Origin of the sequence: Pedobacter soli, from assembly GCF_900101435.1 — a bacterium.
Classification (GTDB): Bacteria; Bacteroidota; Bacteroidia; order Sphingobacteriales; family Sphingobacteriaceae; genus Pedobacter; species Pedobacter soli.
On sequence record NZ_FMZH01000003.1, the window covers coordinates 484605 to 502769 of the forward strand.

Sequence of the window (18165 nt, forward strand, 5' to 3'; positions counted from 1 at the left end):
TTTTGAAAGCATAACTGCTTCATGACAGATGAAAACCGTATAAAACGGATGAAAAATATATCTTTGTAGCGTCTTGCGCTTTGCGTATGGCGATAGGCGTTTTATGCGCCTTACGCATAACGCCAACCGCTCAACAATTCAATCATGGATAAAAAAGTTAGAGTAAGATTTGCCCCAAGCCCAACAGGAGGTTTGCATTTAGGTGGTGTGCGCACTGCCTTGTTCAATTATTTGTTCGCTAAAAAGAATAACGGAACTTTTGTACTTCGTGTAGAAGATACCGACCAGAACCGCTTTGTAGCCGGTGCAGAAGAATATATTGTAAATTGTTTAAACTGGTGTGGCATTACGCCTGATGAAAGTCCGGCAAACCCGGGCAGCTATGGCCCATACCGCCAAAGTGAGCGCAAACCCAGCTACCGCAAATTTGCCGAGCAGTTAATCAACGATGGTTATGCCTATTATGCTTTCGATACCCCCGAAGAGCTGGATGCAAAGCGTAAAGATATTCCTAATTTTCAGTATGGACAGGCTACGCGCATGCAAATGCGTAACTCGTTAACGCTTACAGTTAACGAAGTAGAAGATTTACTGGCGGCTAAAGTGCCCTATGTGATCCGCATTAAGGTGCCTGCCGATGAGGTGGTGTATTTTAACGATTTAATCCGCGGCGATGTGAGTTTCGAAACTTCGCTGGTTGATGATAAAGTTTTATTGAAAGCAGACGGTATGCCTACCTATCATTTAGCTGTTGTGGTTGATGATAAAGCTATGGAAATTAGCCATGCTTTTAGGGGCGAAGAATGGTTGCCATCTGCTCCGGTTCATATTTTGCTTTGGAAATATTTAGGCTGGGAGGCCGATATGCCGGCATGGGCGCATTTACCTTTAATTTTAAAACCCGATGGACATGGAAAACTGAGCAAACGCGATGGCGACCGCTTAGGTTTTCCGGTTTATGCCATGAACTGGACCGACCCTAAAACAGGCGATGTAACCAAAGGCTTTAAAGAAATGGGTTTTATGCCCGAAGCTTTTATCAATATGCTGGCCCTTTTAGGTTGGAATGATGGTACAGATCAGGAGATATTCTCGTTAAAAGAACTCGAAGAAAAATTCTCGGTAGAAAGAATCAGTAAGGCTGGTGCAAAATTCGATTTCGAGAAAGCAAAATGGTATAACCACGAGTGGATTAAAGCACAAAGTGCTGAGCGTTTGGCAGCAGGGGTGAAAGCAGAACTTGAAAAAGCAGGTGTTGCAGTTAACGACGAAGCTTTCTTAAATACCGTTATCGATTTAATTAAAGATCGCTGTACTTTATTGCCCGATTTTGTGGCACAGAGCAGCTACTTTTTTGCTTCGCCCGCTGAGTATGATGTAAATTCGGTAAAACCGAAGTGGACTTCAGAAAAAGCAGCGTTTTTTAATACTTTTGCTGAGAATTTAACCCTTACAGATGCCGTAGCGGCCGAAACAGCTTTTAAAGCCTTGGCCGAAGAAAAAGGATTTAAACCGGGCGAATTGATGTTGCCTTTCCGCATTATGCTGGTTGGCGGTAAATTTGGTCCGGGTGTTTTCGATATCGCACTATTATTAGGCGTTGATGAAACTAAGGCAAGAATCGAGAAAGCGATTGCTGTATTTAATAGTTAGCCTTTTTAATAATTGAATTTTGAATGCGCGAATGTTTAAAAGAAAGCTCCTGTTTAGGCATTCAAAATTCAATTACCTTCCATTTTTTTGCTACTTACTTCACCAAAAAATATTTCTACATTAGTATAACAATTTTTGATAGATCAGGTTAATCATTAAAATAAAAATATAAACTATGCAGTGGTTTGGTAAAGGCAGTAACAACGTAGAAGATGGCAGAAGTGGCGGTGGTAAAACCGCACTGGGTGGCGGGATAGGTATTATCATTGTGGTGCTGGGTTTAATATTCGGTAAGGATCTAACAGGGGTTGTAAATCAGCTGCCGGCCACTACCGGTACCGAAGAAGTTAAGCAGGGCGTACCAGCTAATGATGCGCAGGCACAATTTGTTTCGGGAGTATTAGAATCGACCGAGCAGGTTTGGGATGCCGAGTTTAAAGCAATGGGTAAGGAGTACGAATACCCTAAACTGCGTCTTTTTAGAGATGGCGTACAAACCGCCTGTGGTTATGCACAATCGAATGTTGGGCCATTCTATTGCCCTGGCGATCATAAAGTATATATCGACTTATCTTTTTACGACGAATTGAAAAACCGTTTCGGTGCAGCTGGCGATTTCGCACAAGCTTATGTAATAGCACACGAAGTTGGTCATCATGTGCAGAATTTGCTGGGTATTTCGGCTAAATTAGATGAAGCGCGCGGACAGGTAAGTAAAACGGAATACAACCGCCTATCGGTTAAATTAGAGTTACAGGCCGATTTCTTTGCCGGCCTTTGGGCGCATAATGCTCAAAACCTGAAAGATTTTAAATTAGACGCCGGCGATATTGAAGAAGCTTTAACGGCTGCCAACGCCATTGGCGATGATAAGTTACAGAAACAGGCAACAGGCGAAGTACAGCCCGATTCTTTTACCCACGGTACCTCGGCACAACGCATGTACTGGTTTAAAAAAGGCTTCGAAACAGGAGACATCAGGCAGGGAGATACCTTTAATTCAAATAATTTATAAAAATTTAAAACCTTTTGTAAAAGCTGTTGTTTGTTTACAGTTAAGGAGATTCTTATCTCCCGACCAAACATAATTATCCCGGCTTCTTATTTGTTTAATAAAGAATGATCCTTATAGTTGATGACAGGCCTGAAAACCTGATCTCGTTACAGAAAGTACTACAGGCGCACAATTTTGAGGTTGATACCGCATCATCTGGTGAAGAGGCGCTAAAAAAAGTCCTGAAAAATAATTACGTCCTGATTATCTTAGATGTTCAAATGCCCGATATGGATGGCTTTGAAGTGGCAGAAGCTATTTCGGGCTTTAGTAAGGCAAAAGATACCGCTATTATATTTCTATCGGCCGTTAATACCGAACTCAAATTCATTACAAAAGGTTACCTGAGTGGCGGATTGGATTACATAACCAAACCTGTTGATATCAACGTATTGTTGCTTAAAATCAAAACTTTTTACCGCATTTACGAGCAGAACAGAAAGCTGAATGAGGTGCAGGAAAAGCTTTTGGAAGAAATAGAATTCCGTAAGCAGGCCGAGCACAAAAAAGATGAGTTTATCAGTATTGCCAGTCATGAGTTAAAAACACCCTTAACCAGTGTAAAGGGCTATATCCAGTTGCTGCAGCGCAGTTTAAACCGCGATGATAAAACCATGGCGCAAAACCACCTCGAAAAAGCCAGCATCCAGCTCGAAAAACTTAATGATCTGATTGTCGATCTGCTCGATATTTCTAAAATCGAAAGCGGTAAGATGAAGTTTAACATGAAAAGCTTTTGTGCCGATAACATGGTAAACAATGCCATCGAGATGTTGCAGCAATCTAATCCCGACTTTAAAATTACCAAGCTGGGCCAAACCCACGAAATGATTTTTGGCGATGAAATCAGGCTCGAGCAGGTGGTTATCAATTTCATTACCAATGCCATTAAATATGCTCCGGGCACCAACCAGGTTAATGTTACCATTAATATAAAAGATGGGAAACTGTACCTGGCGGTTAAAGATTTTGGCATCGGCATTTCGAAAGAGCAGCAAGAAAAAATATTCGATAAATTTTACCGCGTTGAAGAAAATAGCAACCGTTTTAATGGTCTGGGCATAGGTTTATATATCTGCTCGGAAATTATAAACCGGCATGGCGGTAAAATTGGGGTAAATAGTGTACCCGATGAGGGCTCTGAATTTTATTTCATTATCCCCATCACCGAAGAAGAAATTGTAAAGAACCAGATCTAATTAGTTTTATTCCCCATAATGAAAACAACACTTAAAAATAATCTGCGTTTAGGCCTGGGCCTGTCGTTGATTATTCTGTTCATCAGTTCGCTGGCTTCTTATACCAGTATCAGCAACCTCATTAAAAGTACCGAGCTGGTAAAACACAGCGACGAGGTGATTTTAAGTGCCGAAGGCGTAATTTCTACCTTAAAAGATGCCGAAACCGGCCAACGGGGATACCTTTTAACGGGCAACAAGATCTTTTTAACTCCATATTACGGCGCTACTGATACCGCCATGAATGCGTTGAGCAAGTTGCAGGTATTAACAAAAGACAATCCAAACCAGCAAAAAAATATTAAAGCATTGAGGGATATCATGTCGCGCAGACTGAGTATCATTACCTCAACTATTGAAATTAAATCGCTTGGCGGCCAGATAGATCCAACTGTGCTTTTGCAGGGCAAGACTTATATGGATCAGGCCAGAGCAGCTGTGTCAAGGATGGTAAGCGAGGAGAAGAGTTTGTTAGAGCGCCGCACCATCGAACTAAATAAACTGACTTCTTATACGCCACTCTTAATTTTGGTAGCCGCTTTGCTGGCGGTGTTGATTACCCTGTTTTTTTACCGAAAAGTGTCGATCGATTTTGATGAACGTGTTAAGCTTCAGCAAGAAATTGAGAATAAAAAACATGAAATGGAAAAACGCATAACGGCCATTAAAGAAATTGCACACCAGATTTCAAATGGCAACTATGGCGTACGGCTTGATAGCCAGAGTCGGGATGATTTGGGTGAACTGTCCGAATCGTTAAATACCATGTCGACCTCTTTAAAAAAATCTTTCGATACCCTCGAAGAAAACGAATGGCTGCAAACGGGGGTAGCCAATTTAAACGTTAAAATGGTTGGCGAAAAGGATGTTTTTCACCTGGCCGAAGATATTATTGCATTTTTAGCTAACTATACCAAAAGCCAGATTGGCGCCTTATATCTTTTTAAAGATGACGGATACCTGCATTTAAAGGGACAATATGCTTTACAGGGACAAAATTTAACGCAGACGCTGGAAATTGGGCAGGGGTTGATTGGACAGGCGGTAAAATCGGGTAAGCCTATTCTATTGGACGATGTTCCGCAAAACGAACTGACCATTACCCACGCCACGGGGAATATTAAACCCGCACAATTAATTGTGTTGCCGATTATCAGAAACGAGATTTCGATTGGAGGCCTTGAGCTGGGCACCATTGGTAAATACACTGATTTGCAGTTACACTTTTTAAACCTGGTATCTTCTGATGTTGGTACAGCACTTTTAGGCGCTCAGAACCGTCAGAAATTGCAGCAGTTGCTGGAAGAAACACAGGCCCAGTCAGAAGAATTGCAGGTACAGCACAACGAGCTGGAAGGTTTAAATGCCGAGCTCGAGGCACAGGCGCAGAAACTTCAGGCAAGCGAAGAAGAACTGCGCGTACAACAGGAAGAGTTGTTGCAAAGCAATCAAGAGCTCGAAGAAAGAAGCAGTTTACTCGAAGAGAAAAATGAACTGATTGAGGAACGTAATGTAGAAATCCAGCAAAAGGCTGAAGCTTTGGAGTTGAGTACCCGGTACAAATCAGAGTTTTTGGCCAATATGTCGCACGAGTTGAGAACCCCGCTCAATTCGATCTTACTTTTATCGAGGTTAATGGCCGAAAATGAAAGCATGGATCGCGAGCATCAGGAATATGCTGAGGTGATTCAAAGCTCCGGACAAGGCTTATTAAGTCTGATCGATGAGATTTTAGATCTTTCTAAAATTGAAGCCGGTAAAATGGAGCTCGATCGAACCAACGTTAAGGTTGACGATATTGTGTTGAATATGCGCTCGCTCTTTAGCCCTTTGGCCAAAGAAAAAAACTTAACTTTCGAAATAGCGCAATCGGCAGCAGTACCTGAATTTTTCCATACCGATAAAATGCGCTTAGAGCAGATTATAAAAAACCTGTTGTCGAACGCCATTAAGTTTACTACCGTGGGGGCTGTAACCTTATCTGTCGAAAAAAATGAGAAGCTGGCTGCCCTTGAATTTAAGGTTACCGATACCGGCGTGGGTATTGCACCCGAAAAACAAGGTATGGTGTTTGAAGCCTTTCAGCAGGCCGATGGGTCTACACGCCGTAAATTTGGTGGTACTGGTTTAGGGCTGTCTATCAGTCGTGAGCTGGCGAGGCTATTGGGTGGCTACATCGATTTAAAAAGTAAAGAAAACGAAGGCAGTATTTTCACTTTAACGTTACCTATTGATAAAAATAAAGGTTTTGATGGTGTTATTGCTGCTTTAGATCAACCTGTTGCAGCAATTGCAGAACCGGCAGTTAAAAAGGCAAATCCTTTAACGGTGGCCAATATTCCACAGGAAATTGAAGACGATAGAGCTAACATCCAACCCGATGATAAAGTAATTTTGATTGTAGAGGATGATACGCCTTTTGCCAAAACCTTGTTAGATTTTACCCGCAAAAGAAATTACAAAGGTTTAGTGGCTGTGCGTGGCGATGTGGGTATTGAAATGGCTAAAACCTATAAACCACTGGCCATATTGCTCGATATTCAGCTGCCGGTAAAAGATGGGTGGCAGGTAATGGAAGAGTTGAAGTCAGATCCCTCAACACGACCAATTCCGGTGCATATCATGTCTTCTTTACAGGTGAAAAAGGAGAGCCTGCTTAAAGGCGCGGTAGATTTTATCAATAAACCTTTCGCTTTTGAGCACATGCAGGAGATTTTTACCAAGCTGGAGCATGCGCTTAGCCGTCACCCTAAAAAGGTGCTCATTGTTGAGGAAAACGAACAACACGCCAAAGCTTTAAGCTACTTTTTAAGCAATTTTAATATCCAGACAGAGATTGTAAATCAGGTAAACGAAAGTGTTTCTGCCTTACACAAACCAGAGGTAAATTGTGTTATCCTGGATATGGGTATTCCGGATAAACATGCTTACGAAACACTCGAGGTAGTGAAAAAGACCCCCGGTTTAGAAAATCTGCCGATTATTATTTTTACCGGTAAAAACCTTTCGAAAGGCGAAGAAAACCGCATTAAGCAATATGCCGATTCAATTGTGGTGAAAACGGCGCACTCTTATCAGCGCATTTTAGACGAAGCGGGATTGTTTTTACACCTGGTTGAAGAAAAAAATAAGGAAAAAACCAAAACGCCTAAAAAATTCTCAGAATTGCAGGATGTGCTTAAAGGAAAAACAGTTTTAGTAGCTGATGACGATGTGCGTAATATTTTTTCGTTAACCAAGATGCTGGAGCAACATCAGATGAAAGTTTTGGCGGCTACAGATGGGAAAGAAGCACTTAAGCTGCTGAACGAGAACGCCGATGTAGATGTGGTGCTGATGGATATGATGATGCCGGAGCTGGATGGTTACGAAACCACAACAGCCATCAGGCAGGATCTGAAATACCGTAACCTGCCTATATTGGCCGTAACCGCAAAGGCCATGATGGGCGACCGAGAAAAATGTATTGCTGCCGGCGCATCCGACTATATCAGTAAACCGGTAGATATGGATCAGCTGATCTCATTATTGCGCGTTTGGCTATACGAAAATCACCATAAATCATAAACCATTTTAATTAGTTATGCCTCAAAAATTAATCCTTATTATTGACGACGATAACAGAAACATTTTTGCCCTGAAAGCTGTTTTAAAGGCCAAAGGCTTCAATTGTTTGTCGGCCATAAGTGCGCATGAAGGTTTTTCCATCATGGAGCAACACGAAAATGTGGCCATCGTTTTAATGGATATGATGATGCCCGATATGGATGGTTATCAGGCAATTGCCGCAATGAAAAAATCGGCTAAAATGCAAAATATACCTGTTTTGGCCGTAACTGCGCAGGCCATGGTTGGCGATAAAGAACGTTGCCTCAGTGCAGGTGCATCCGGTTATGTTTCAAAACCGATAAATGTTGATGAATTGTTATTGCAGATAGAAAAATTTACCAATTAAACAGTGATAAGTGAAGTGATAGATAACGAGCAGGTTGAGCTGTTGCTGAACGATGTTTTAGAAACTCATGGCTATGATTTTCTCGAATATTCGCATGCTTCGATAAAAAGAAGGATTACCCGGCTCTATGCGCTCGATAGTTTTGTAAGCTTCGCAGAGTTCCGCTACACCGTAAAAACAGATAAACAGTATTTTAAGCGTTTTTTGGAGGAAATTACGGTTAATGTTACCGAAATGTTCCGTGATCCTTCGTTTTACAAAGCTTTGCGCAACGATGTGCTTCCCGTTTTAGGTACCTATCCTTTCATCCGCATCTGGGTTGCAGGCTGCTCTACAGGCGAAGAGGCTTTTTCGCTGGCTATTTTGCTTAAGGAATTAAACCTGCTCAACAAATCGCTCATTTATGCTACAGATATTAATCCCTCGGTTTTAGAAAAGGCAAAAAAGGGCATGTTTCCTTTAAACTACCTGAAACAATATTCTGAAAATTACCTGCAATCGGGCGGAACTAAAGATTTTTCTACTTATTACACCGCAAACTATTCGCTGGCTAAATTTGATGAAAGTTTGAGCAGTAAAATGATCTTTTCTACCCATAATCTGGTTTCTGATCATTCTTTTAACGAATTTCAGCTCATTTTGTGCCGGAACGTATTAATTTACTTTGATAAAGATCTACAGCATAAGGTTTTTAACCTCTTCGATAACAGCATTGAAAATTTAGGCTACCTGGCGCTCGGGAGTAAAGAAAGTTTGGATTTTTGGCCCAAAGCCAAAGGCTATAAAAGGATTAAACAGGAGAAAATATGGAGAAAACTGTAAATAAAACCTCCTGTACTGCATTAATTATCGGGGGCTCGGCTGGTAGTTTAGATGTTTTGCTTGAAATTTTCCCTCAATTGAGCCAGAACCTGAATTTCCCCATTATACTGGTTGTACACCGTAAAGCCAGTAACGAATCGTTGCTTACCGATCTGATTAGAAACCGCACCTCGCTACTGGTTAGCGAAGCCGAAGAAAAAGAACTGTTAAAGGCTGGAAAAGTATTTATTGCACCTGCCGATTACCATATGCTCATTGAAGAAGATCATAGTATTTCGCTCGATTATTCAGAAAAAATAAATTATTCCAGGCCATCAATAGATGTTACCTTTCAGTCTGCAGCTGAGGTCTTTAAATCGGGTCTGGTATGCATTTTGTTATCGGGTTCTAATGCCGATGGGGTAGAAGGACTAAAAAGTGTAAACAATTTTGGTGGTAGGGTGGTTATACAGAATCCAAATACGGCGATAATGCCGTATATGCCCCAGCAGGCGGTACTACAGGTCCAGCCGCATGAGGTTGTGGATGGCCACGATATGGCCACATATATAAATAAGTTGAACAATTAATTTACTTTTTCGGAGGTTAAATATGGCAGGTGTAAAGAAAGTATTTGTTTTTGATGATAACAGGGATATCCTTGATCTATGTACATTTATTTTAGAAGATGCTGGTTACGAAATCAAAACATCTGAAAACGCGAACGATATTGAGAAGCAAGTGGCAGAATATATGCCCGATTTAATTTTCATGGATAACTGGTTGCCCGATTTAGGCGGTATACAGGCTACAAAAGCATTAAAAAGCCATCCTGATTTAAAACACATTCCCGTGATTTACTTTTCGGCCAATAACGATATCTCTTCGCTGGCTGATGAGGCCGGTGCCGATAGCTATTTATCGAAACCTTTTGATATTGCCGCATTGGAGGATATTGTGAAAAAACATTTGAGTTAGTGTTTCATTTCATTATTAACCGCAAAGTACACAAAGACAAAACGCAAAGTACGCCAAGCCTTTTATATTAACTTCGTATGCTTTGCGAAACACTTCACGGCCTTTGCGGTTAAAGTACCTTGGTTAATCTCTCCCCCAGATCCGGGTATTCAAATCCAGCTCTTGTACAATATCATACATAAACTTAACGGCTCTAATATCATCGTTGAGTGCTTCGGCATTAATTAAAGATTTAAATACCGGTGCTTCGAAATAATTCCGGTCTAGCGGAAAAGCAATGTACATCCTCGATTCGATAAACGATAAGGTAATGTCGTATTTGGTTTCGTGGTTGAGCTTTAAAATCCGTTCCATCATGGCTGGTGTCAAAATATAACGCGCTTCTACCTGATCGGAACCATAAGTTACAAAGGCTTTATCAAAATCGGGGTTTTCGAGCTTAACCACATCGCTGCCACCAAAAGAGAAGACATTTTTCGAAAACCAGGCCCCCAGTGCATTGGCAAAGCCCTTAGGGCGTACAATGGTTATGCCATTAAAATTTTTGTTAAAATCGGCAGCGAAAATAATCCCTTTAAAAATGTCGTGCCATTCAGTACGCGTACCGTTTTTGGTTTGGGTTACTGTTTTATATTCGGCATGTACTTCGGCAAAGTAAAACCGGGTTTTGCCGGCGCTGCCCGTTACCAGGTCTTCGGTGTTATACCGGTCGGGGTCTTGTGTAAAAAGCTGTGTGTAAACAAATTCCGATGCTTCAATGCCTGCGTTTGGTTGCAGGGCAAGACTTTCATCTAAAAATTTAAGTGCTGCCCCAATTACATCCCGCTTGTAGGCATTTTTATAAGTGGCTAAATTGTCGCTGATTTTAAGATGGAGTATCCCTCCATAAATTAGTGGAATTAAACCCACAATAATAGGGAGCAGAATAGGGAAGCCCAGCATAATGCCAAGCACAGCTACGGCTATGCCCAGCAAAATAAAAATATAGCCTTTGGTTTGGGTTGAAGCAATTTTTTTGCGTTCAATTTCCATTGTAGCCAATACTTGTTGCAGGGCTACATTTCCATCAATACCGAATTGCATTAGTTGTTAAAAAGCTCTTTTGCGCTGATGTTTTTGCGTTCTTCGGCTGCAGTTTCTAAAACCGGGGTAGGCTGAAAGTTAAGCATGCCGGCAAATAAACTTCCCGGAAACATCATAATGGCATTGTTGTAATCGGTAACAGTAGCATTATAAGTTCTTCTGGCGGCGGCAATCTGCTCTTCACTTTCGGTCCAGGTCGTTTGCAGGTTTATAAAATTGCTGTTGGCTTTTAAATCGGGATAGTTTTCAATGTTTACCATTAAACCCTTCATGCTGCTGCTTAGTTCGCTGTCTAACTGGGCTTTTTCGGCAGGTGTAATGTTTCCTGAGGTAGCCTTTGCTCTAAGTTCAACAATTTTGGTTAAGGTTCCCTGTTCGTAAGTGGTGTATTGTTTTACTACTTCAACCAGGTTTGGGATTAAATCGAAACGTTTTTTCAGCATGACATCAATGGCCGAAAAGGCATTGGTAACCTGATTTTTCTTTCCGATAAGAGAATTGTAGAAGAAAATTCCAAAAAGGAACATAACTCCGATAATAATGAGGGCAATAATCATAATTGTAGTTTAAGGTTTAGAGTATAAATATAGTCAAAGGTTACAAATTAACGTTTTTCGCGTTTCTCCTGGCGCTCGCGCTCCAGGCGGCGCTCCAGGCGCCTCTGTTTTCTTTGCAGGTGACTTTCCCTCATGGCCTTAAATTTAGCAATATGCGCCTTTACTTCGTTTTGTTTTTCTTCGGTAATGCCAATACTGTATTTAATGCCGGTAAAAAGGCTGCGCCAGATCATGCTAAAGAAAGAAGTATTGGCCGGGCGGCTGTAATTTACACTTAGCGGAATCAGCTTTCCATCTGGCCCCGGGTTTTCTGATTTGATGATTAACGCATTGGCTAAGAATGAGAGCAGTCCCCGGGTAACCAGATGGTCTTTCTCGGGGTCGTTCCTCATCAAAGCAACTGAAAGGTCGTAGTAGGAAAAAGCTACCGTGCCTTTTGCACCCAAATCGTTAGCCTTGAAATTAAATTTAAGCTGATCTACATTACCCCGGTTAATACGTACCAGCCCCAGTGGCTTGGTGATCTGGTTCAATACGCGGGCATTAAAGCTATGCAGGGTTCCGTTATAAGAAAAGGCACCATCTTTAGCTGTAAGATCGAATATAAAGTTTACATCCAGCTTGCCCTGACCGCAAAGGTAGGTAGTCAGGTTGGCCTCCATAATGGGATTAATGTTTTTAATACTTTGGATGTTGGTGGCATTTTTAATGAAACCAGAAGTGTGCTGAAAGGTAATTTGTCCTTTCTGGTTGCTCTCGGTATTGTAAACGGCGTAGTTGATGCCTACATCTTTTACCTGTATTTTTTGCACCAGAATGGGCATGCTAACCTGTTGCAGTAACTGATGTGGAAACCGACCGATTTTATTTTCCACCGGTTTTTGTTTAAGCCCTTTTTGGCTGAACACCGAAATAAAACCATTGGCAATAGCCATTTCTTTGGCCCAAAGCTCTTGTTTGCTGATGTAAAGCGGCATATCGATACCGTTAAACATAATATCGTTCATGCTGATGTTAAAACGCTCGCGCGCGTATCCGGCAACTTTGCCGAAGGCCATTTCATCATGCAAAGGGGCGAGGGCAAAACGGTTTATCCTTAGTTTGCCCGTGCTGGCCCTGAAATCGAGCTGCTCGAGCTTAATATCATACATTTTATCAGGTGTACGATAAGCATAATTATTCAGGTTAATTACAATGTCTTTAAGCAGGTAAAAGCGGGTTGGATCTTCGGCCGAAGTAGAGTCTACCAATAAATCGGTAAGGGTAATATTCAAATCATCGATAGCAAAAGGAACCTCTTTTTTAAGGTTATTATTTACGTACTTAAAACTCACATCCCTGAACCGGATTGATTTGATGCTAAACTCTTTAAGATTTTTGGAAATAAATTCGTAGGGTGATTTAATAGGGCGGGGTGCCCGGCCTTCGTTAAAGGCAAGCTGCCGGTTTACCATGGTCACTTCTGGCTTATCAAATAAAACCTCTTCCAGTTGCAATTTTCTTTCGCGGTAAAGTATTAATGGGTGGAAACGTTTAACCACCAGTTTTTTTAATGAAACGGTGTAAAGGTTATTGGGCGCCCGTTTCAGGGCAACCAGTTGTTTGTACCGGTTCTGATCCGGAACGATTTTTACATTTTGCAAAGTAGCGTTACCCGTAAAAATATTGGTGGTTACCCTGGTAAAACTAATGGTATATAAACTGTCTGTTGAGGTATAAAGCAGCGTTTTGATTCTGCTGGTAAGCATGGGGCGCGATTTTACATTCAAAAACCAGGCAATACCGGCCAATACCAGAAAAACACCGACTAAAGCGCCTGCAATCCATTTTAAAACGCTATAACGATATCTTTTAGTAGCTGGCATTAAAAACGGGGACAATTTTTTTATAGCAATATACAGTTATAAACATAATTGCAAGGCATTAAGCTTTAGTTATTTTCTCTTTTTGCCTTTCGGGCGGCCTTTCTATCGGCCCGCTTTTGCTCCCTGATTTTTTTAGCAATTACCTTTTGCTGTTTTACCGGATTTTTCTCTGGTACTACGCCTACGCCCACAATATCTTTTATGCCCACAAATACCGTTTTCCACATCAGGTTAAAGAACGAAGCCGAATTGATCCGGTTATTGGTCATTGTAGCTTTACGGGCTGCTTCTCCCTTTTGCGGGTTTTCATTTTTAACCAGAATGGTATTGGCCAGGAAAGATAAAAAGCCTTTTTCTTTGGTTCCTTCGCCATCAATATTATCCGATAGGAGCTTAATTTTTAAGTTGCTGTACAACATGTTCATTGAGCCCTTTGCTGACCGTAAATCCCCATCGGCTTTAAAATCGATATGCTGCACATCGCCACTTTCAATTTCAATTAAGCCTAATGCCTTTGATAGCGGATTTAAATTTTTCAGATCGAAATTGTCCAGGTTTCCGCTGTAGCTAAAAGCCCCATTCGGATCGGTTAGATTGAAATCGATTTTTACATTCAATTTTCCCAGGCCCATTAAGCGCGAATCGAGATTGGCAAGAGCATGGTGGCGTTGCTTCAATTGGGCACTATCGTTGGTTACGTTTAAAATGTTACCCGTTAAATCTTTAAAGGTTACAGCGCCTATCTTTTTACTGGCCGGATTATATTCCGAATATTTAACATCCACCTTGCTCAGTTTTACAGTATCAATTAGGGTAGGCAGGTTTAGGCGTTTTAGCGCCATGTGGGGATAGTTTTGGCCCTTATCGAAACCAGGAGGCGGTGGAGACTCGCGGCTCATAAACACTTCTACATTGGCAGGGCCAATTTTTAACGATTGGGCATGCAGGGTTTGATCGGTATTTAAACCAACAAAATCAACACCATTAAATTCTATTTGATCAAAAGCAAAATTATAGCGGTCTTTCTGCACCTTGTATTTACGGGCAAAAGTTAATTCGGGGTACAAAGGCAAAAGGGTAAAGCCTTTGGCTGTTATGCGCTTTGATTTGGCAGAACCTGAAATGGTATCGACCTTCATCGAGTACATTTTATCTTTGGTGATAGACTTGTAGCCTGCAAGCTGAAATGATACGTCTTTGGTATAATAGAATCTGGTAGTATCATTACCCGAAAGCGAATCCAGTAAAAAATCGTTAACGGTTATATCGAGGTGTTTGATTGAGTTTTTAACCTTTTGTGAACCGGTTTTATTGATATAATCGAAATCGGCATCTACAATCCTGATCGCTTTTACGTGGATCGATTTAAAAATCTTCGATACCTGATCGTAAAGTGTTTGCTCACTTTTAACCGTATCGGTCTTTTTGGGCACCTTATTGTAAATCATATTGATAGAAGGCTGCTGTAAAATGATTTCGCTTACTGCTACCTGTTTTTTAAAATAGGCGGTTAGTATACCAACACGACTAATCTGTAGTTTTTTCAATTTGAGTTCAAAAGTATGTGCAGGAGCCAGTTTAGCTACTTTTAAACTATCGTAAACCAAAGGATTGGGCTTTAGCGTAACATCGCGCAGGGCCAGGCTCCCCGTAATTACATTCAGGTTAATGCTTTTAAAATCGATATTGTACAGGTGGTGCGAGCCATTATACACTCCTTGCTTTATTTTTTCGGTGAGCAGGGGCTTCCATCTGGCACTCAGAAACATGGCGCCAAATAATAAAATCAGGATTAAGATCCCCAGGATACTGCTAATCCAGATCCAGACTTTGTTTTTATGTTGAGATGTCATTTTTATGCCTTAATTGATACGTAACAGCTGTGAGGGCGAAAGGTTTTTGATAAGCGGAAAGACTAAAGTCTAAAGCTGAAAGCGTAGATCTTGCTAAAACAGTGGTTTTGTATCTAAACCCGACCGTAGCGGGATGCCGCAATTTTTTCTATTGTGGCAGAAGCGGGGGCGGGACTGCAGCCCGCCACAGGTACAGCACCGTTCGTTTCCAAAAAATACAGCCTATCTAAATGCTGGCACCTTACTTTAACGGAAACGATGCCGGATCATAATCGTACTGTAAACATTTAAACAAAATATGTCAATTTGTCACTTTTAATTTTATTTGTGTATTTTTGCAATCCCCAAAATGTTTTTAAATAATGATTGATTTACAAGTACCAGATAAAACGCATGATGAGGCAAGGCAAGGCGAAGCGTTAATTTTAGATACGCCCGTAAAAGCTGATGCCCGTAAATTATATATCGAAAGTTATGGTTGTGCCATGAATTTTGCTGATAGCGAAATCGTTGCCTCTATCTTGTCGGAAACTGGATTTGAAACCACAGGGGATTATCACCAGGCCGATGTAATTTTCATCAATACCTGCTCTATCCGCGAAAATGCCGAAACAAGGGTGAGAAACCGCCTGTCGCAATTTGGGGTAGAAAAACGCCGTAACCCGAAATTAATTGTTGGGGTATTAGGCTGTATGGCCGAGCGTTTAAAATCTAAATTTTTAGAAGAAGAGCGTTTGGTTGACGTGGTGGTTGGCCCCGATGCATACCGCGATTTGCCAAACTTAATTGAGCAGGTAGAAAGTGGCCACAAAGCGGTTAACGTACTGTTATCGCGCGAGGAAACCTATGCCGATATTAGTCCCGTACGTTTAAACAGCAATGGTATTACCGCCTTTATCTCTATTACACGTGGGTGTAACAACATGTGCTCATTCTGTGTGGTGCCTTTTACCCGTGGTCGCGAGCGTAGCCGCGATGCCCATTCGATTATCGAAGAAGCAAAGGCCTTGTTTGAAGGTGGTTACCGCGAGGTTACCCTTTTGGGACAAAACGTAGATTCGTACACCTGGACCTCAGAAGATGGTACTGAAACGGTAAACTTTGCGCAGCTTTTAGAGCTAACAGCTTTAGTTAGTCCTGAGTTAAGGGTTCGTTTCTCTACTTCGCACCCTAAAGATATTACTGACGAAGTTTTACATACCATTGCCAAATACGATAACATTTGTAACTATATTCATTTACCAGTTCAATCGGGTAATACACGTGTGTTAGAATTAATGAACCGGACTTATACCCGTGAGTGGTATATTAACCGGATTGATGCGATTCGCAACATTATTCCGGGATGTGCAATTTCTACCGATATCATCGCAGGTTTCTGTACCGAAACGGAAGAAGAGCACGAAGAAACCCTGAGTATGATGGATTATGTGCAGTACGATTTTGCCTATAACTTTACCTACTCAGAGCGTCCGGGTACTTTAGCTGCACGTAAACTGGAAGACGATATTCCTGAGGAGGTTAAAAAACGCCGTCTGGCCGAAATTTTAGCTAAACAACAGGCACACTCATTAATGCGCTTGCAGGAGTGGGTTGGTAAAACCGTACGCGTTTTAATTGAAGGCACTTCAAAAAAATCGGATAAAGACTACTGTGGCAGGGGAGACAGTGGGGCTATGGCCATTTTCCCGGCAATTGATGGTGTTAAACCTGGTCAGTATGCAAATGTATTTATCGAAAAGTGTACATCTGCTACTTTGATCGGACGAATAGTTTAAATAAGGTTGAGGGTAGAAGGTAAAGGATGTAAGGTCTAATATCTCAAATCTCAATTCTCAAATCTAAAGAATGGATACACAAAATATTAAACAGCGGTTCGGTATTATTGGCAATTCGCCTTTGCTTAACCGTGCTATAGATATTGCCAGCCAGGTGGCGCCTACCGATATGTCGGTTTTGATTACCGGCGAAAGTGGTAGTGGTAAAGAGGTGTTCTCGCAGATTATCCACCAGATGAGCGCCCGCAAGCACGGCGCTTTTATTGCGGTAAACTGTGGTGCCATTCCCGAAGGAACAATAGATTCTGAACTTTTTGGTCACGAAAAAGGATCTTTTACAGGTGCACACGAGGCACGTAAAGGTTATTTTGAAGTGGCCAATGGCGGAACCATTTTCTTAGATGAGGTTGCCGAACTACCTCTAGGTACTCAGGCCCGGTTGCTGCGGATTTTAGAGAGCGGCGAATATTTGCGTGTAGGTTCGTCTAAAGTACAAAAAACCGATGTGCGTATTATTGCAGCAACCAATGTGGATGTATACAACCGCGTTAAAAACGGCAAATTCCGCGAAGATTTATATTACAGATTAAATACGGTTCCTTTGCGTATTCCGGCTTTGCAGGAGCGTAAAGAAGATATTTATTTATTGTTCAGGAAATTTGCGGCCGATTTTAGCGATAAATACCGTAGCCCAGCTTTACACCTGGAGCCCGATGCTATACAAATTTTAACCAATTACAGCTGGCCGGGCAACGTCCGTCAGTTAAAAAATATTGCCGAGCAAATTTGCGTGTTGGAGAAAGACCGCAATGTTACCGGGCAAGCCATTTTAAACTATATCCCGAACGAGGCCGGTAGTAATTTGCCAATGGCGATTAATGCACAATCTAAAGAAGATTTTACCGAGCGGGATATCTTGTACAAGGTGCTTTTTGATATGAAAAAAGATATGGTTGAGCTGAAAAAACTGGTTGCCGAAATTATTCAGCATGGTGGTAATACCGCAACGGTACTGGCCGATAACCCGCAATACATTAATCAGCTTTACAGAGATGTAGAGTTACCTGCCGGACAGGAGCATGCTTTTACCATACAGCAACCTGCGCCGGTAAACAATAACATTAATGGCAATAGCAACTCAGATTATTTTACACACGATGCTGAGGAGGTAGAAGAGTCATTATCGCTGATTGATAAAGAATCGGATCTGATTAAAAAAGCCTTGAAAAAACATAAGGGCAAACGCAAGTTTGCGGCTCAGGAGCTGGGGATCTCAGAACGGACCCTTTACCGTAAGATTAAAGAGTTAAATTTATAAGTTTAAGCCACTGTTGCCGTTATAAGCATGCT

14 protein-coding genes are annotated in these 18165 nt (G+C 41.5%); 10 read left to right on the forward strand and 4 right to left on the reverse strand.

Annotation, left to right across the window (positions count from 1 at the left end):
- Positions 1-144: 144 nt before the first annotated feature.
- The 8 genes from gltX to BLR37_RS09500 all read left to right on the forward strand — a co-directional run bounded on the left by gltX (position 145) and on the right by BLR37_RS09500 (position 9679).
- Positions 145-1653: a glutamate--tRNA ligase gene (gene gltX / locus BLR37_RS09465; protein WP_090767627.1), complete on the forward strand. Its 1509-nt coding sequence runs from the start codon at positions 145-147 to the stop codon at positions 1651-1653.
- Between the two features lie 175 nt (positions 1654-1828).
- Positions 1829-2668 (forward strand): KPN_02809 family neutral zinc metallopeptidase, encoded by an 840-nt coding sequence (ypfJ, locus tag BLR37_RS09470; protein WP_090767630.1) that lies wholly within the window; start codon positions 1829-1831, stop codon positions 2666-2668.
- Between the two features lie 104 nt (positions 2669-2772).
- Positions 2773-3906, forward strand: coding sequence for a sensor histidine kinase (locus BLR37_RS09475; protein ID WP_039477868.1), 1134 nt, complete (start codon positions 2773-2775; stop codon positions 3904-3906).
- A gap of 18 nt (positions 3907-3924) precedes the next feature.
- A complete protein-coding gene (locus BLR37_RS09480; RefSeq protein ID WP_090767632.1) occupies positions 3925-7512 on the forward strand; it encodes a response regulator in 3588 nt (1195 codons plus the stop codon).
- Between the two features lie 16 nt (positions 7513-7528).
- Positions 7529-7900, forward strand: a complete 372-nt coding sequence (locus tag BLR37_RS09485; RefSeq protein ID WP_039477862.1) for a response regulator — start codon at positions 7529-7531, stop codon at positions 7898-7900.
- A gap of 3 nt (positions 7901-7903) precedes the next feature.
- Complete coding sequence (locus BLR37_RS09490; RefSeq protein WP_090767635.1) at positions 7904-8722, forward strand: CheR family methyltransferase; 819 nt, start codon at positions 7904-7906, stop codon at positions 8720-8722.
- Positions 8707-9291 (forward strand): chemotaxis protein CheB, encoded by a 585-nt coding sequence (locus tag BLR37_RS09495; protein WP_090767639.1) that lies wholly within the window; start codon positions 8707-8709, stop codon positions 9289-9291. The genes BLR37_RS09490 and BLR37_RS09495 overlap by 16 nt, the downstream gene beginning before the upstream one ends.
- 22 nt (positions 9292-9313) lie before the next feature.
- Complete coding sequence (locus tag BLR37_RS09500) at positions 9314-9679, forward strand: response regulator (protein ID WP_039477856.1); 366 nt, start codon at positions 9314-9316, stop codon at positions 9677-9679.
- 123 nt (positions 9680-9802) lie between these two features.
- On the opposite strand, the gene BLR37_RS09505 is transcribed toward BLR37_RS09500, so the two are convergent.
- The 4 genes from BLR37_RS09505 to BLR37_RS09520 form a co-directional block, all read right to left on the reverse strand.
- The gene (locus BLR37_RS09505) at positions 9803-10762 is read right to left on the reverse strand and encodes a DUF3137 domain-containing protein (RefSeq protein WP_090767642.1); all 960 of its coding nucleotides are present in this window, start codon (positions 10760-10762) and stop codon (positions 9803-9805) included.
- Positions 10762-11319, reverse strand: a complete 558-nt coding sequence (locus tag BLR37_RS09510) for a LemA family protein (RefSeq protein WP_090767645.1) — start codon at positions 11317-11319, stop codon at positions 10762-10764. The genes BLR37_RS09505 and BLR37_RS09510 overlap by 1 nt, the downstream gene beginning before the upstream one ends.
- Positions 11320-11366: 47 nt before the next feature.
- Positions 11367-13184: a hypothetical protein gene (locus BLR37_RS09515; protein WP_090767648.1), complete on the reverse strand. Its 1818-nt coding sequence runs from the start codon at positions 13182-13184 to the stop codon at positions 11367-11369.
- A gap of 65 nt (positions 13185-13249) precedes the next feature.
- Complete coding sequence (locus BLR37_RS09520; protein WP_090767651.1) at positions 13250-15037, reverse strand: AsmA family protein; 1788 nt, start codon at positions 15035-15037, stop codon at positions 13250-13252.
- A 362-nt stretch (positions 15038-15399) separates the two neighbouring features.
- Here BLR37_RS09520 and miaB point away from each other — a divergent pair, with 362 nt between their 5' ends.
- Complete coding sequence (gene miaB, locus BLR37_RS09525; protein WP_090767654.1) at positions 15400-16815, forward strand: tRNA (N6-isopentenyl adenosine(37)-C2)-methylthiotransferase MiaB; 1416 nt, start codon at positions 15400-15402, stop codon at positions 16813-16815.
- 70 nt (positions 16816-16885) lie between these two features.
- A complete protein-coding gene (locus tag BLR37_RS09530; protein ID WP_039477841.1) occupies positions 16886-18133 on the forward strand; it encodes a sigma-54-dependent Fis family transcriptional regulator in 1248 nt (415 codons plus the stop codon).
- Positions 18134-18165: the final 32 nt, after the last annotated feature.

Bases quoted from the DNA above. Each gene is read 5' to 3' on its own strand.
- miaB (WP_090767654.1), top strand. From the start codon at position 15,400: ATGATTGATTTACAAGTACCAGATAAAACGCATGATGAGGCAAGGCAA.
- BLR37_RS09475 (WP_039477868.1), top strand. From the start codon at position 2,773: ATGATCCTTATAGTTGATGACAGGCCTGAAAACCTGATCTCGTTACAG.
- BLR37_RS09500 (WP_039477856.1), top strand. From the start codon at position 9,314: ATGGCAGGTGTAAAGAAAGTATTTGTTTTTGATGATAACAGGGATATC.
- BLR37_RS09515 (WP_090767648.1), bottom strand. From the start codon at position 13,184: ATGCCAGCTACTAAAAGATATCGTTATAGCGTTTTAAAATGGATTGCA.
- BLR37_RS09480 (WP_090767632.1), top strand. From the start codon at position 3,925: ATGAAAACAACACTTAAAAATAATCTGCGTTTAGGCCTGGGCCTGTCG.
- ypfJ (WP_090767630.1), top strand. From the start codon at position 1,829: ATGCAGTGGTTTGGTAAAGGCAGTAACAACGTAGAAGATGGCAGAAGT.
- BLR37_RS09485 (WP_039477862.1), top strand. From the start codon at position 7,529: ATGCCTCAAAAATTAATCCTTATTATTGACGACGATAACAGAAACATT.
- BLR37_RS09510 (WP_090767645.1), bottom strand. From the start codon at position 11,319: ATGATTATTGCCCTCATTATTATCGGAGTTATGTTCCTTTTTGGAATT.
- BLR37_RS09505 (WP_090767642.1), bottom strand. From the start codon at position 10,762: ATGCAATTCGGTATTGATGGAAATGTAGCCCTGCAACAAGTATTGGCT.
- gltX (WP_090767627.1), top strand. From the start codon at position 145: ATGGATAAAAAAGTTAGAGTAAGATTTGCCCCAAGCCCAACAGGAGGT.
- BLR37_RS09495 (WP_090767639.1), top strand. From the start codon at position 8,707: ATGGAGAAAACTGTAAATAAAACCTCCTGTACTGCATTAATTATCGGG.
- BLR37_RS09520 (WP_090767651.1), bottom strand. From the start codon at position 15,037: ATGACATCTCAACATAAAAACAAAGTCTGGATCTGGATTAGCAGTATC.
- BLR37_RS09530 (WP_039477841.1), top strand. From the start codon at position 16,886: ATGGATACACAAAATATTAAACAGCGGTTCGGTATTATTGGCAATTCG.